This is a genomic window from Acinetobacter sp. SwsAc6 (assembly GCF_013391565.1).
GTDB lineage: Bacteria > Pseudomonadota > Gammaproteobacteria > Pseudomonadales > Moraxellaceae > Acinetobacter > Acinetobacter cumulans.
The window spans coordinates 120,157-135,919 of record NZ_JACAXE010000004.1; the positions used below are offsets into that span (position 1 = coordinate 120,157).

Annotated in this window: 12 protein-coding genes; 5 read left to right on the forward strand and 7 right to left on the reverse strand. The window is 38.4% G+C overall.

Annotation, left to right across the window (positions count from 1 at the left end; translation table 11 throughout):
• Positions 1-140: 140 nt before the first annotated feature.
• On the forward strand, positions 141-857 hold the full coding sequence (locus HYG93_RS04305; protein ID WP_178961897.1) for a DUF2846 domain-containing protein: 717 nt from the start codon (positions 141-143) through the stop codon (positions 855-857).
• Between the two features lie 34 nt (positions 858-891).
• On the opposite strand, the gene HYG93_RS04310 is transcribed toward HYG93_RS04305, so the two are convergent.
• Entirely contained in the window at positions 892-1,389 is a 498-nt protein-coding gene (locus HYG93_RS04310; protein WP_227865810.1) for a DUF2059 domain-containing protein, read from the reverse strand.
• A 227-nt stretch (positions 1,390-1,616) separates the two neighbouring features.
• Positions 1,617-3,143 carry a fumarate hydratase gene (locus HYG93_RS04315; RefSeq protein WP_106985152.1) on the reverse strand — a complete coding sequence of 509 codons (1,527 nt, stop codon included), beginning with the start codon at positions 3,141-3,143 and terminating at the stop codon, positions 1,617-1,619.
• 515 nt (positions 3,144-3,658) lie between these two features.
• On the opposite strand from HYG93_RS04315, the gene HYG93_RS04320 reads away from it, so the two are divergent.
• Both HYG93_RS04320 and HYG93_RS04325 read left to right on the forward strand, forming a co-directional pair.
• Positions 3,659-4,270 (forward strand): class I SAM-dependent methyltransferase, encoded by a 612-nt coding sequence (locus tag HYG93_RS04320; protein WP_106985153.1) that lies wholly within the window; start codon positions 3,659-3,661, stop codon positions 4,268-4,270.
• Between the two features lie 281 nt (positions 4,271-4,551).
• Positions 4,552-5,709: a hypothetical protein gene (locus HYG93_RS04325; protein WP_106985154.1), complete on the forward strand. Its 1,158-nt coding sequence runs from the start codon at positions 4,552-4,554 to the stop codon at positions 5,707-5,709.
• A 51-nt stretch (positions 5,710-5,760) separates the two neighbouring features.
• On the opposite strand, the gene HYG93_RS04330 is transcribed toward HYG93_RS04325, so the two are convergent.
• Positions 5,761-7,290 (reverse strand): DNA methyltransferase, encoded by a 1,530-nt coding sequence (locus HYG93_RS04330; protein ID WP_106985155.1) that lies wholly within the window; start codon positions 7,288-7,290, stop codon positions 5,761-5,763.
• Positions 7,291-7,470: 180 nt separating this feature from the next.
• On the opposite strand from HYG93_RS04330, the gene HYG93_RS04335 reads away from it, so the two are divergent.
• The gene (locus tag HYG93_RS04335) at positions 7,471-7,812 is read left to right on the forward strand and encodes a helix-turn-helix transcriptional regulator (protein WP_106985156.1); all 342 of its coding nucleotides are present in this window, start codon (positions 7,471-7,473) and stop codon (positions 7,810-7,812) included.
• Positions 7,813-7,903: 91 nt separating this feature from the next.
• Here the strand turns inward: HYG93_RS04335 and pta are convergent, their stop codons facing one another.
• The 3 genes from pta to HYG93_RS04350 all read right to left on the reverse strand — a co-directional run bounded on the left by pta (position 7,904) and on the right by HYG93_RS04350 (position 13,197).
• Positions 7,904-10,045, reverse strand: coding sequence for a phosphate acetyltransferase (gene pta, locus HYG93_RS04340; protein WP_120365162.1), 2,142 nt, complete (start codon positions 10,043-10,045; stop codon positions 7,904-7,906).
• Positions 10,046-10,115: 70 nt separating this feature from the next.
• The gene (locus tag HYG93_RS04345; RefSeq protein ID WP_106985158.1) at positions 10,116-11,333 is read right to left on the reverse strand and encodes an acetate/propionate family kinase; all 1,218 of its coding nucleotides are present in this window, start codon (positions 11,331-11,333) and stop codon (positions 10,116-10,118) included.
• A 598-nt stretch (positions 11,334-11,931) separates the two neighbouring features.
• Complete coding sequence (locus tag HYG93_RS04350; protein WP_117006780.1) at positions 11,932-13,197, reverse strand: glutamate-5-semialdehyde dehydrogenase; 1,266 nt, start codon at positions 13,195-13,197, stop codon at positions 11,932-11,934.
• Positions 13,198-13,498: 301 nt separating this feature from the next.
• Between HYG93_RS04350 and HYG93_RS04355 the strand changes: the two genes are divergently transcribed.
• Positions 13,499-14,830, forward strand: a complete 1,332-nt coding sequence (locus tag HYG93_RS04355; RefSeq protein WP_120365161.1) for an alpha/beta fold hydrolase — start codon at positions 13,499-13,501, stop codon at positions 14,828-14,830.
• A 37-nt stretch (positions 14,831-14,867) separates the two neighbouring features.
• Here the strand turns inward: HYG93_RS04355 and HYG93_RS04360 are convergent, their stop codons facing one another.
• The gene (locus tag HYG93_RS04360) at positions 14,868-15,740 is read right to left on the reverse strand and encodes a class I SAM-dependent methyltransferase (protein WP_120365160.1); all 873 of its coding nucleotides are present in this window, start codon (positions 15,738-15,740) and stop codon (positions 14,868-14,870) included.
• Positions 15,741-15,763: the final 23 nt, after the last annotated feature.

Genomic DNA, 15,763 nt, shown 5'->3' on the forward strand with positions numbered 1-15,763 from the left:
ACACGTTTTTTATTTAAAAAATAAAAACTGAATGTTACTCTCAGATGATTGGCGCGGATGCCTAAACATCATAATTTTAAAAGTCGAAGTTTTAAAAGAAAGTTAGCCGACAATAAGAAAAAACGCAGTGAGGGATGATCATGCGTGTTGTATATATCACCATATTAAGTAGTTTGGCGTTGCTGGGCTGTCATGGAAAATCAAGTGTTGAACAACAACCAGCGTTAAGCTCAACCTTAAAATCCGTCAATCCAGAGCAAGCACCTGGCATTATGGAACAATACCGTCTTGGTATGTTTACCATTGGTGGCTGGGTGAATCAAAAACAAGGCCGTCATTTTCAGACTGTAGAGCCACAGCATTCTCAAGCAGCAATTGTGTATTTATACCGGCCAGACAGTAAATGGAATCGGCAAGAAATTGTTGCGAGTAGTTTATTTCTCAATAGTGAGCGTATTCCGAGTCTATTGAACAATCACTATTATTGGGTGGAATTGCCAGCAGGAAACTATCGATTATCAACCAGTCGACCATTGGGGGTAAATCACTTTCAAAAACCCAAGTACCTCGACTTTACTGTAGAAGCAGGGCAATCATATTTTATTAAATATGATGAAGAAAACATGGCGACACGTCGTTCGGTTAGTGGTGCTTTAATGTTAATGTCGGATCAAACAGGGCGCAGTGAAATTGCATTTACTGAAAGAAAATCGTCAAGTTATAACTTTGTGGCACAAGATGAACAACGAGGCAAAGTTCGACACAGTGCTCAAAAATTAAAAGCAAAAAAGTATGATCCTAAAACAGATGTTCAGTTGGTGAAGCCATTCAAATTATGGAATCCACTGACCTGGTAAGGTGCAGTGGATTGCTTTGGACTGTGCTGAACAGTTAGCTTTTGCTTTTTAAAAGCAGGGGTTGAATGAGGCTAGCCAATTGCTCATTAAATTTCTGCATTTGTAAGGGTTGGTTCAGAATTTCGTTACTAATCGCTAAGGTTTCTTGCAGAATATTATTGGTCATGACACTGCTTTTGCGGTTAATCGATTGTCCCATTGGTGTGCTAAGAAACTGAATATAAGCTTGTGCTTCTTCTTCTGTATAGGTTTGTTGGAAGTTCTTGCGAATCATGTGTAAAAATTTAGGATTGCTAATAATTGCTTCATTGGTCTTTTGTAGCAATAAACTGATTTTTTGAGCGACATGTTTTTGCTCACTCGAAAGCTCAAGCACACCTAAATTATTTTTCAAAATATCTTCGGCTTGTGCATCAAACATTGGGCGCATATTCTGATTGGACTGAGCAATCATTCCAGTAAAATTAGAAAGTTCGATTAAATGATCTAAGGTTTTTTCTTGAACGGGTTGAGCCATTAAGGCAGAACTCATCAATACACTCGTGCTGAGAAGCAGAGCACGATAGATCGAGGGTTTTATCTTAAATTTCCATCGCATCTTATTCATCTTCCGGCTTATATTTTTATCTGCATTATCTTTTATTAAGCTAAAAAGCATAACAGGTCTTAAATACAGCACAAAGGATTTGGCGATATAAGGCAATAAAAACAGCAGACCAAAAAAAAGCACCCTGTAGGGTGCTTTTTTACTGGACAAAATTATTTTGCAGCAGCGTCAACTACTGGAATTTTACCAATTTTAGCTTGCCAGATTTTTGGTGCAGTTGCGTGTACAGAAGTACCGTTTACGTCAACTGCTACAGATACAGGCATATCTTTAACGACAAATTTGTAGATTGCTTCCATACCAAGGTCTGCGAAAGCAACAACTTCAGCTTCACGAATGGCTTTCGATACTAAGTATGCAGCGCCGCCCACAGCCATTAAGTAAGTTGCTTTATTGTCTTTAATTGCTTCAACAGCAGCAGGACCACGATCAGCTTTACCAATCATACCGAACATGCCAGTTGCTTCAAGCACTTGACGTGTGAACTTGTCCATACGCGTTGCAGTTGTTGGACCTGCAGGGCCTACAACTTCGTCACCAACTGGATCAACTGGGCCTACGTAGTAGATAAACTTGCCTTTAAGATCAACAGGAAGTTCTTCACCGTTGTTTAGCATGTCAACCATACGTTTGTGCGCAGCGTCACGACCTGTATAGATGGTACCGTTAAGCAGAAGCGTGTCGCCTGGCTGCCAAGCGTTCATTTCTTCTTGCGTGATGTTGTCTAGATCTACACGTTTAGACGTTGAAGAATCCCAAGTCACTTCTGGGTAATCTTCAAGTTTAGGCGCCATGATATGTGCAATACCAGAACCATCAAGCGTGAAGTGTGCATGACGAGTTGCAGCACAGTTCGGAATCATACCGACTGGTTTGCCTGCAGCGTGACATGGATAATCTTTAATTTTGATGTCGAGTACAGTTGTTAAACCGCCAAGACCTTGAGCACCAATACCAAGCGCATTTACTTTTTCGAAGATTTCGATACGAAGTTCTTCAAGTTTGCTTTGTGGACCGCGACGAAGTAATTCGTCCATGTCGAGTTCTTCCATTAATGCTTCTTTTGCAAGCATCATGGCTTTTTCTGCAGTACCACCAATACCAATACCCAACATACCAGGAGGACACCAGCCTGCACCCATAGTCGGAACAGTTTTAAGAACCCAATCCACGATTGAATCAGATGGGTTAAGCATTGCAAGTTTAGATTTGTTTTCTGAACCGCCACCCTTAGCTGCCACAGTAATATCTACTTTGTTACCAGGAACAAGTTTGTGATAGATCACAGCAGGGGTGTTGTCTTTGGTATTCTTACGACCAAATGCAGGGTCTGCAAGTACAGAAGCACGAAGTACGTTAGAATTTTCTAGGTAACCTTGGCGTACACCTTCGTTAATCGCATCATCTAAGCTCATCGTTAAATCAAATTTAACGTCCATGCCCACTTCAACGAATACGTTAACAATACCTGTATCTTGGCAGATCGGGCGATGACCTTCTGCACACATACGAGAGTTAATTAAGATTTGAGCGATCGCATCTTTTGCTGCTTTGTTTTCTTCACGGTCATACGCACGGCTCATCGCTTGGATGAAGTCTTGTGGGTGATAGTAAGAAATGAACTGAAGCGCATCTTTAACCGATGTGATCAAGTCATCTTGCTTGATAATAGTTGTCATACAAAAATCTCTTGAGCGGGCTGATAGCTAGCGGGCTAAATTATAAGGCAAAAAACTCAAGCTGTGGGTGTTTTGTCTGTGCTTTGGGCGAAAGTTTAATATCTGTACAGGCTTTGGTTTTTTGTAGGTTATTTTCAGCATCAGTTTGAAATATTTAGCTGTCATATTACAGAGAATTTTTGACTTAAATTTAAAATTAAATATTTAAGTTGTTGTTTTTATTATTAAAAAATATTATTAAAATTATGACAGCTTTGTCATATAACTGTCATAAAACTTTCGCATAATAAACTCAACATAAATCACAGGTCATAATGATGACAGTTACAAGTGTTTTGATGGTTGTAGGCTTCTCAATTTATATCGCCGCAACGTGGATGTACGGACAGAAAGAAGATCAAGTTTAAAACTTCATCTTCTTTTTTTATGTCTGCAATTTTGTATTTTATTCTAAAAATAAATTTTTCTGTTCTCGATTTCTTTATACTGATTTAAAAATCCTCTTGGCATTCGTGATGACTAATCAGATGCATCTTGCCCGAAATATTATTGATATTTATAACAAACATGGTCGTGCTTGGACTGCATTGCGTGGTGAATATTTATATGAAAAACAGTGGTTGGATGCTTTTTTAGCCTTATTGCTACAGCAAGCTGAAATTTTAGATTTGGGTTGTGGTTCGGGGCGGCCGATTGCGCATTATTTGATTCAGCAAGGCCATACGATAACTGGCATAGATGCTTCAATTGTGATGATAGACATGGCACAGCGTAATTTCTCTAGTCAAAATTGGCATGTGGCAGATATGCGTACAGTCGAGCTGAATCAACAATTTCAAGGCATTTTGGCATGGGATAGTTTCTTTCATTTAACACCAGAGGAGCAGCGTCAGATGTTTGGGCAATTTGCCAAACTGTCAGCTCAAGGCACAGTACTCATGTTTACAAGTGGCCCAGCAGAAGGTGAGGCGATTGGAGAGATGTTTGGTGATGCTTTGTATCATGCCAGTTTGTCGCAAGCAGAGTATCGGGCATTACTGGCAAAGCATGGCTTTAAAGTGTTAAAGATGACTGCTGAAGATGCTGATTGTGCGGGGCATACGGTGTGGCTGGTGCAAAAGTTATGACGAATTCATACTAAATAGTCGTGCGAAACAATGAGTGGATCTTGAGCGTTGAATATGACGGCTTGTATCAAAAAGTCCAATTAGCAGGAGTTGGGCTTTTGGATAGTGGTTAAAAGAATGATTTTTATAGAATGAAGAGAGAGCATTTTGTATAGCGCGTATTATGTTAATTTTAGAGAAAATTAAGAATATATAAATATTTACATCATGATTGAAGAAAACTATTTCTTGATTTATTGATACTTCAACTATAAGTTCCTCTAATTGCTAGGAGGAAACAAATGAGTTTTAATCAATTACATACAGACTTTGAGAAAAGAAATACTGATTTATTCTTATTACAGCAAAAGCCAGGATTTAGTAAATATATTTTAGTCAGATCTTTAGATAAACAACATTTGCTTAAATTAATAGCCCAGAGAAAACTTTCCCTACCTAAAAAACCAAAACCTGATGATCTTTATCAAGTGATTTATGATTCCACAATTTCCATTCAGGATTTGATTAATTTTATAAGATCGGAATACCCTGCTGTTAAATCTATACGCCAAGATCAAGAACAGTACTTACCTACCATTTTACAAGGATTCACCAGTGTCAAATGTGGTGTACGAAATGATAATTTGAATGATCTTGTGAGTGGATTAGTTCGGGATAAAACTATTCAATCTAAACAAGAGTTAGATACAAGAATACATGACCTTATTAACAATAGTGTTCAAGACTATATTTATTGGCAATACTATAACCAAGCATCTTCTGATCTACTAGAACACATATTTAATGATCATCCGAATGTAATACCAACTCTAAGAAAAATTAAATATGTTGATTTTTTAATAGAGCTGAATGGCAAAATTGTTCCCTTTGACTTAAAGGTAACTCACCTATCAGAAGAGTATTATAATTTACTTAAATCAGGTTTAGTCCCAGCAAATGGAGATGATGACTATGTGGTTGGAGCAAATGTTACAGAAATTCAAGAAATTAAAGAGTTTTATAAGTCAGTAAAAAAGAAATACTCTTTACCAAATTATGGTCAGTTCACAAAGCTTGACTTGATCAATGAACTTAAGAAATATGCATCTGTAGATCCATCTATCAGTACCTTTCTTACAAACATTACACTCAGTCGCTCTCAACTAGTTAAAGAAACAGAACAGAATTTAAAAAAGGCGTGTTGGTGGAATTATAAATATCAAGGTGAAAGATTATTCAAAAATAATAATAGATTTTATATTTTTTTAGCCTATAAGGATTCATATGAAGATCCAAGACCACTGAAAGGAAATCTAACGGATATTAAGCTAAAGGTTGATAATTTAATTAATAATCTAACTTCTCAAAATTTGATGACTATTAAGTACAAATATCAAAAAGATCCAACATTCAATGGGACTTATAAAGTAAATGCCTTGTCAGTTATCGTTATAAAATAAAAAGTAATAATAATTACTTAATATGGGGGAGTTCCCCCCATATTTTTTAATTTATTTCATCCGTTTTAATATTTCTTCAGACATGTTGATTTCACTAAAAATCAGTGAATTTTTAAAGAAATGTTGTATTAGTAAAGAATAATTTTCTGAAAAACTTTTATCAGATTGAATAATCTCATCAAAGCAACTCAATGTCTGATCTTCTGATAGATAAGTAATTTCACGATTTTTATTTACCTTTTTAAAGGTCACTAACATGTCACCTTTAATAGTTACAGCTCTATTCAACTGTCTTGGTGGTAAAGTTTTTTGAGTCATTTCCTCAATATTTTCAATGACAAAGCCACAATCTAAACAAGATTTTATAAGAGCATACCATTCACGTCCTTCTAATGAATGGAATGTAAAAGTAAAGTAACTTTGGAACTTTAAAACCCGATAAATTTCTTCTACTGCTTGCCGAATATCCTTGGCAAAATTAACTTGATCTTTTTCACGCTGTTTACTGTCACTAATTACAATTTCTTCTTGATATTGCACATCAAAATTTAACCAAGTATTCCAAAGGATACTTTGTTCAAAATATGGTACAGAATCTCCATAAGGAAAATCAGTAAAAATATAATCAACAGTTTCATCTTGAATGGTTAATTTTTTTGCATCTCCATTTAAAATGGCATAACCACCATTAGAGCTAACATATAAATCGTTAATATCCTCTACTTTATTAATTCTTCCATTTAAGCTACCTAAAAAGTCTTTTTTCCCATTTAAAACTTTTTTAAATCTATTTTTAAAGTAGTGTAAGACATTGTTTTCTATGTATGTTTCACCTGTATAAAAACCAGTCATCCATGCTCCAGCAGACATAGCCCCTCTACTTTTTATAGGTGGAACTAAGCGTGAGCAATTGGCTAAGTTAGATGTAAAAGCAAATAGAGCTAAATTTCTAATACTTAAATCATCAATTTCTTTTAATTTTTTCCAAATCTTGGTGTGAACTAAAAGTGCTCGTTTAGTAAATAAATGATCTGTATACATACCCTCTTTAGCACTTATTCGACCATTCCGAATAAGTAATGTATTCGGATGTTTCGGAATTTCTATATGACTTTCGATATCCTTAATTTGTTGGAGATCACTATCATCTACATTTTTTTCAATGGCAGCTCTTGAACAATCACAAGAGATTTTGTTCACTAAAAGGACGTCTTCTTTAGTTCTTAAACTAGCTGTGATAGGTGCTGGACAATTACATAGAGGGCATACTGTTTGATATACGGAACCTACGTCTTTTTCTACTTCGGAAAGAATGGCTTCTATTTCAATTTTAAATTTTTTTAAATCTATATCTTGGTTTAACAATTGTTCTTGAATGAAAGTTGCCACAGGATTTAGATCATGACTTATCGCTTTCCTACCTAGTAAAATAGCTTCACAAGCAAACACTCCATACCCAGAGAAGGGGTCAAATACTAAATCATTTACCTTAGTATATTTTTCTAGAAGTCTAGCAAGATCTTGAGGTGGTTTTTTCCCCCAATATTTATGCATTTCATATCTAGGTAATTTTTGTTTCATGGAATTTCCAAACAAATCGTAATTAAAATGTATAATACAATCAGATTTCAAATAAAGCAAAATTTCTATTTTAGAAACTTTGCTTTATTTGAAAAATTCTTAGTTTAAAAAAAATATCTTTTAGAATTTATTTTTTTCTATATATTTATAGTAAATTTATAGGTTTTTTTACTTTCTCTTATGGATAATTTCATTTATCAAACTAATTTAAATTGTGTTTTAGGTCAATTATTTAGCACATATAGATCCAATAGGCAGTTAGACCAATATGAAGCTGCTAATCTTGTTAAAATTAATAAATCTAGTATGTCAAAATTAGAATCTGGACACATGAATTTCAACATTGAACATTTGTTTGTTCTTTGTGAAGTCTATGAAGTTGACTTAAGTGCTGTAATTAATGATTTGCTAGAAACAATCGAAATACTAGAGAAGAATAAAGTTTATGTATTAAAAAATAGTAATATAAGTTTAAATCTACCTGAATTAACACGAAATCAACTTGGTCATTTTATTAAATAAAATAATTTAACATAAATTACTTATACGAAATCCACATAAAAAAACCATCCAATTGTTTAATTAGATGGTTTGGAAAACTGGGTATTAAAGATTATTGAGCAACTTGTTGCTCAGACTGAATAGCAGTGAGGGCAATCGTGAAGACGATATCATCCACCAATGCACCACGTGACAAGTCATTCACTGGCTTGTTTAAGCCTTGCAACATTGGACCTACGCTGACAACATCGGCAGAGCGTTGAACCGCTTTATAAGTCGTATTACCTGTATTTAAGTCTGGGAAAATAAACACATTGGCACGGCCAGCCACTTTAGAGTCTGGTGCTTTAGAGCGACCAACACTTTCTACAGATGCAGCATCGTATTGCAATGGGCCATCAATAAGCAGGTCAGGGCGACGTTGTTGCGCAATACGCGTTGCTTCAGCAACTTTTTCAACATCTGCACCAGCACCCGATGTACCTGTTGAGTAAGAAATCATTGCAATGCGCGGGTCAATACCGAAGGCTTTGGCAGAGTCTGCAGATTGAATTGCAATTTCAGCCAATTGCTCTGCATTTGGATCTGGATTGATCGCACAGTCGCCATATACATAGACTTCATCTGGCAACAGCATAAAGAATACAGAAGATACCAATGAATAGTCTGGTGCAGTTTTTATCAGCTGAAATGCAGGACGTACAGTATTGGCTGTTGTGTGTACGGCACCTGAAACCAAACCATCGACTTGATCGAGTGCCAGCATCATCGTACCCAATACAACGGTGTCTTGTAGCTGTTCACGCGCTTGCAGTTCGTTCATTTTACCTTTGCGGAGCTCAACCATTTTCTCGATATAGTTGTCGCGAATTAAGTCGGGATCAATAATTTCAAGATCGTGTGGTAACTCAATACCACGTGCCTTCGCTACTTCAACCACAACCTCTGGTTTGGCTAATAGCACACATTGAGCAATACCACGTGCTTGGCAAATGGCAGCGGCTTGTACCGTACGTGGCTCATCACCTTCAGGCAATACAATTCGTTTTTTGGCTGCAATCGACTTTTGTACCAATTCATGGCGGAATGCCGAAGGCGAAAGGCGAGGCTTATAAGAGCCATTGATCAACTGAGTAATCCATTCAGGGTCAATATGACTCGACACAAAACGTGTCACTTGCTCGGCACGTTCCGTATCATCGACTGGAATTTCGTTACTCAGCTTCGCTAGTTTTTCGGCGGTGTCAAAGGTGCTGAGCGGGGTATGCAAAATAGGCAAACCTTGCTTGATTGCGGTTTGACAGAAATTTAAAACATTTTCATTGGGCGCATGGTGTTCTGTGAGCACTAAACCAGCCAATGGAATACCGTTACTACTTGCAAGGCTGCTTGCCAGTAACACATCAATGCGGTCAGATGCACTAATAATCAGCTCACCCGCCACAAATTTATGTAGCTCATGCTCAATATTCGATGCAATCAAACTGCTATGTAATACGCGACGTTGTTTGGCTTCGCCTTCGTTAATCCAGTGTGCGGCAATATGCGATGCAAGATCAGACATACGTGGCACACTCAGGGTATTACTAAAAGGGACGAGGCCAATAATTGGAAAGTTTTCAGAACCAATATGTACATTTAATGCTTGTAGCTGATTTGCAAATTGAGTGCTATCGCTAATTAAACGTAAGCTTGGATCAAGTGTTACCGGCACTTGGGCTGCGCTTTCAGGCAGGCCTTTGGTTCGCATGAACAATACACCTGCAGCGCGTGAATTGTTTGCACCGCCAAAAGTACGTACTTGTGTTTCAATTTTTTCAAGTGTTTCTGTAGGATTGCGAATATCAGCCGTACTCACAATCACCACCTTTGCATCGAGTGCTTTGGCAAGATCTGCATTAAGCTCTGAAGCAAAAGCATCACGGTTATTCGGCACTAAGCCTTCAACAATAATCAGATCATGCTTTTTTGCAATTTCACGGTGTAGGCGAACAGCATCTTCTAGCAGTTCATCATTTTCATCATGACTTAAGCGACGTGTAACTTCTGTATAAGCAATCGGTTCAACTGTTTCATTGCTAAAAAGGTGACGGTAAAGCGCAGTTGTGCGATCTGTCGTGCTTTGTGCTTCCTGGGCAAAAGGTTTTAAAAAACCAGCTTTAATGCCTTGGCATTCCAACGCATAAATTAAGCCCAAACATGCGGAGGTTAAACCTACGCTTTCCCCAGTGGGTACAAGTAAAATCGTTTTCATAATGTCAAAATCAAAAAAGCTAAGTTTTAAAATATGTTAAAGCAAGGGCTGAAATGAACACCGAAGTTGCTTATGCAACTTCAGTTTCTGGTTCAGACTTTTTTGTTGTAGGGCGCTCCAATGCTGCCACTACATGCTCTGTTTCTTTGGCAATACGGCCTTCTTCATCGGTTGGAACGACCCAAATTTGTGGGCCTGTACCTGCATCAATACGTCCTTCAGTGCCACGTTTTAATGCATTGTTATTTTCTTTACTCAAGTTAAAACCGAAGTGTGGTAAGTATGCCAAGGTTTTTTCACGAATGAGTGCTGAGTTTTCACCAATCCCACCTGTGAAGAACAAGCCATCAATACGTGGTAAGCCACAGCTCAGTGCTGCTAAAGATTTGGCTAAACGGTAGCAGAAGACTTCAATTGCAAGTGCTGCATCTTCATTGCCTTCATCTGCCGCTTCAATTAGCGTACGCATGTCGTTGGAAAGGTCAGATAAGCCAAGTAAGCCAGATTGGCTGTTTAGCATTTTATCAATTTTATAAATATCCCAGCCTAAGTTTGATGCTAAGAAGCTATGGATACTTGGGTCGACATCACCACTACGTGTGCCCATCACCACACCTTCAAGAGGAGTGAGACCCATAGAAGTATCTACAGATTGGCCATTCCAAATTGCACAGGTTGAACTACCATTACCTAAGTGTGCTGTTAACCAACCACCTTGTTTGAAACTTCCTGCAAGTTGAGAGCCACGTTCTGATACATAAGCATGACTGGTCCCATGGAAGCCATAACGACGTACGTTATGCATGGTGTAGAGGAATTTAGGCAATGCATAACGGTATGCATGCGACGGCATAGTTTGGTGGAATGCTGTGTCAAATACCGCAATTTGCGGCAAGTGCGGGAACAAACGCATAGTGGCATCAATACCAACCAAATGCGCTGGGTTGTGAAGTGGTGCAAGTGGCGTTGCTTCACGAATACGTTCAATAATTTCAGGTGTCAGTAATTCAGCTTTGGTAAGTGTGCCACCATGTACAACACGGTGACCAATCGCTTGTGGGTTGTGATGTGCTAAGCGCTCAAGAATGGTTTCTAGTGCCTTTTCATGATCAGCATTTGGAATAGACAGTTCAAGTGCTTCACCACCAGTGGTAATTCCTTTGATTCGAGCTTCAGGTGAGCCTAGGTTTTCCGCCAAACCGAAAATACGGTCTTCACGACGTTCAGAAACCAACGCATATTTAATTGAAGAAGACCCGCAGTTAATTACTAATACTGATGTAGACACGTTTTTCTTACCCGAATTCTAATTAAATTACTTATCCATTTTGTGATCTGAACACATTGAGCTGCGTTGTAGATCAGTAATAATGATGTTTTATCATGTGTTTTTTTTTAGTCCTAGATAGACTTTAGGAGATTAGACTTAAGCACTATCGACCCCATGTACAATTATAATTAAAATTTATCAGTTGATAGTTTTCATTTATTAATAAAATACTCTGTTCAAGAAAAATACACTTAACGCGATAAAATACAGGCTAAAATTTATCTTTCTCTTTTTAATTTAGATTAGCACGAATTTTAAGCTTATTTAGCTTTAAAACTGTATGTAATTGTTGCATCTAATTTTTTAATTCTATTAAATATTTTTTATAAACAGTAGTTTATTGATTTAGATTGCAGGTCTTGTACTTGTGCTCACTCTGAATTGTGGGTGTTTTTATAGATTCTTCATACGCCACAAATTGTACTTGCAGGCTGAATACCACAGTTGTTCTTTGTGAATATATCTTCAATATGCTTATTCATTCTTTTATATATATAAATCCCCGCAGCAGATGACTCTACTGAGGGGATGAAAAGATTAAACTGATGAGTTCGTTTTATTGACGGATTTGACCATCGCCAAACACAACCCATTTTTGAGAAGTTAAGCCTTCTAAACCAACAGGGCCACGGGCATGGATTTTATCTGTAGAAATACCAATTTCCGCACCTAAACCGTATTCAAAACCATCGGCAAAACGAGTGGAGGCATTAATCATCACTGAGCTTGAATCTACTCGCGCAAGGAACTGACGCGCAAGGCTGAAGTTTTCAGTGATAATCGCATCGGTATGATGTGAGCCATATTGGTTAATATGGTCAATTGCTTCATCCATCCCAGACACAATTTTGATGGCTAAAATTGGGCCAAGGTATTCTTCATACCAATCTTCTTCACTGGCTGGTTGAACTTGATCCCCTAAGATGCGACGTACATTTGGGCAACCACGGAGTTCAACTTGCTTTTCTGCATACAATTCGGCAATACGCGGTAAAAATTCATCAGCCACTTTTTCATCGACCAACAAGGTTTCCATGGCATTGCATACGCCGTAACGGTGTGTTTTGGCATTGAGTGCAATTGGCAAGGCTTTTTGTAAGTCTGCTTGCGCTTCTACATAAACATGGCAGTTACCATCTAAATGTTTAATCACAGGAATGCGTGCATCATTGGTAATACGTTCAATCAGTCCTTTACCACCGCGTGGCACAATCACATCAACATATTCGGACATGGTAATGAGCTGACCCACCGCCTCACGATCTTTGGTTTTAATGACCTGTACACAAGACTCAGGTAAACCCGATGCTTTTAAGCCATGTTGAATGGCTGCTGCAATCGCTTGGTTTGATTCCAAGGCTTCTGAACCACCACGTAAAATAATGGCATTACCAGACTTAAGGGCCAGTGAGGCAGCTTCTAAGGTTACATTCGGGCGTGATTCATAAATCATGCCGACAACACCTAGCGGTACGCGCATTTTACCCAGTTGAATACCCGAAGGGCGGTAAGCCAAATCTGTAATTTCACCAATGGGGTCTGTCAGAGCAATCACATCTTTTAGGCCATGTAGCATGCCTTTAAAGCGTGTGGGGGTAAGTTCTAAGCGATCAAGAAGCGCACTGTCTAAATTGTTGTTGTGTGCTTTAGCCATATCATTTTTGTTGGCTGCTAAAATCTCTACTTCATTGTTTTCTAAAGCAGTGTAAATAGCAGATAACGCATGATTTTTAATTTGGGTAGACGCACTGGAAAGCACGCGGGATGCTTGACGTGCTTGCTGACCTACCGTGTGCATATATTGTTCAATAGACTCTTGCATAGCGCTGTGATCACATAAAAATTAACCTTTGATATTAGCAGTCTATCTGTTCGCAAAGAAGTCTCAAGAAGAAAAAACGTGTGAAACAGTCGTGTTATTCACATTTTGAAAATGTTTTTCACTTGAAAACAGATGAGTGGTGCAAGAAGCAGTTGCTTGTAAAAACATCTCCTGTATAGAATGAAACATAAACGACATTGACGTCTGATAAATTCGCGACAGAGCAGGATGCTTGAAGCAAGCAGAGATCTCTAATTGATTTCTTGCACAATAAAAATAAGCAAGGATGGAGGAAAGGAATATGAATTCCGTTATCCAAATGGAACCTGAAGTACAGGCAAGTACGCATTACGGTTTCTTTGATTTATACGACCGCAACAGCTTTAAACAACCACCACGTACGACTTGGATCGATGGTTGGAAAGTCGAATATATGGCCATCGCTCGTGCAGATACCTTACATCGAACACCAATGGTCATTATTGGTGGGGCTTTTCAAAATTTTAATTCTTATAAATATTGCGTTGAACAATTGTTTGATGCAGGCCCGATTATTCTGATTGATTTACCTTCAATGGGCGCTAATCAACAAATTACCAATGTCGATACAGGCGTCTCTGCAGGCACTTTAGAATTGGAAGACCTTGCTGGCATGCTTGGTACGTGGTTAGATCTAGTACACATGCCTAAAGTGGCTGTATTGGGGATGTCTTTGGGTTCAGTGGTGGCATCCTGTTTGGCACATCAGCGTCCAGATGTTGTAGAGCGCATGATTTTGATGGGGGTGATGCAAAAAACCCGTAAAAGCTGGCGCATGCTATTGGAAGAATCCTTACATCTTATGAAAGAACAGCGCATGGATGAGTTTGGCCAAGCGGTGATTTTGTATTTGGTGAACCATGCCAAAATGGATTTAACCCGAATGTCGCCGACAGCGAAGCGCTTGTTCTTCCGTCAAATGGCAGAATTTACGGCCACAGAACAAGAGCGTTATGACATTAACTGTAATCGCTTACTGCGCTTAACCAATGTACCAATTCCTGAATGTGATGTTTTAGTTGCATGTGGGCAATATGATAGTTTTACCTTGTCTCATGAAAATGCCAACTTCGCATTGCAATGTCCAAATATGCAGTTTGCGATGATTGCCAATGCAGACCATGTTCCTCAGTTACAGCGCCGTAAAGAAACCATGGGCTTATTTGCAACCTTTTTGCGTGGGGAGTCTATTCAGTCTTTAGATGGCATTATCCCAATGACACGTGAGCAAATGACGCAGATTGATCGTCGTGGTGAAGCGCGTGTGACCGTACATCAAGCGGACACAGTCTTAACGCATCGCCATTCGGATTTATGTTTAGAAACTACAATTGTTGATCTGAATTACTTTGGTGTATTACTCACTTTGCAAACTGAGCAGGCAGTTGTGCAAGCAGCACAATATCCTCGTGATTTGGCACTGCATTTAGAAGATGAAGAAGGCCCATTTCAAATTGAATGTTTGATTTTTGAAACTGAGCAGCATGAAATTCGCGCCTTATTTAAGCATGGTAGTTTTGATATTGCTGAGCGTTTACTGCGTTTTATTCAGCGTCAAAAAGTTCAAGTGGCGTTATTGGATGAGGTCTGCTAATTCACTTAGTATGCTTATTCCAAATAAAAAAACAGCGCTATGAGCGCTGTTTTTTTATGACTGCATGAATGACCCATACCAAGTCCCCGCCGTGTTCGTCAGGGGAGAGAAAGGGAATTACATTGCTGGCATTGGGTTTTGTGAGGCTATTGATAGGTTGGAGTACCTCAACTTGCTGGAAGCCAGCATTTTGAAAAAACTCATGAATTTGCAACGGATTGATAAAATGAAAAGTAAAAGAACTGCGAGACATTACTTTTAATAGTTTACTGCTGGTCCAAATAAAATTGGCCAGTTTATTTTTGACGGGTTCAGGGTAAATATCGGTCAAATAATGTAATTGTTCAAAGTCTTGCCCATATTCGCTAATGCCTTGTAATAAGCGATTGAGTAAGGTTTTATCGAAGTAGTTAATCAGGCCTTCGCTGATAATCACCAATGGGCGCTTTGGGTCGAAAACTTGAAAAATGTGCTCAAAGTCTTGGCTAAAAATATCTGCGGTGAGTACTTTAGGTGCATTTTGATCTAACTTTTGTAGTGCTTGGGTTTTAATTTTGGCCATGTCTGGCAAATCGAGCTCGCGATAATCAATCGTTGGAAATTTTTGACGAAAGTTCCAACTGCGAGGCGATAGGCCACAGGCAATCTCAAGTACTTGTAGTTGTGGGTGTTTTTGAATTAACTGTGTCAGTTCACAGTCAATGAGGGTGTGGCGTTGTTTGAGTGTGGTGCGCATACTGCCACCCACATGCTTTTCGGCCCAGCTTTCGAGTGGATGTACCAACTTTGCTAAAAACTTACCTTTAGAGGTCGCAAAAACTGGATTTGAAATCCCCATGCTGTACCAAATATAGCCTGTATAATGCGCTGTAAACGAAATATGACGATGCACAGAAAGTTGTTGAGTCATAAGAAATAAGCCCTAGATTTTCT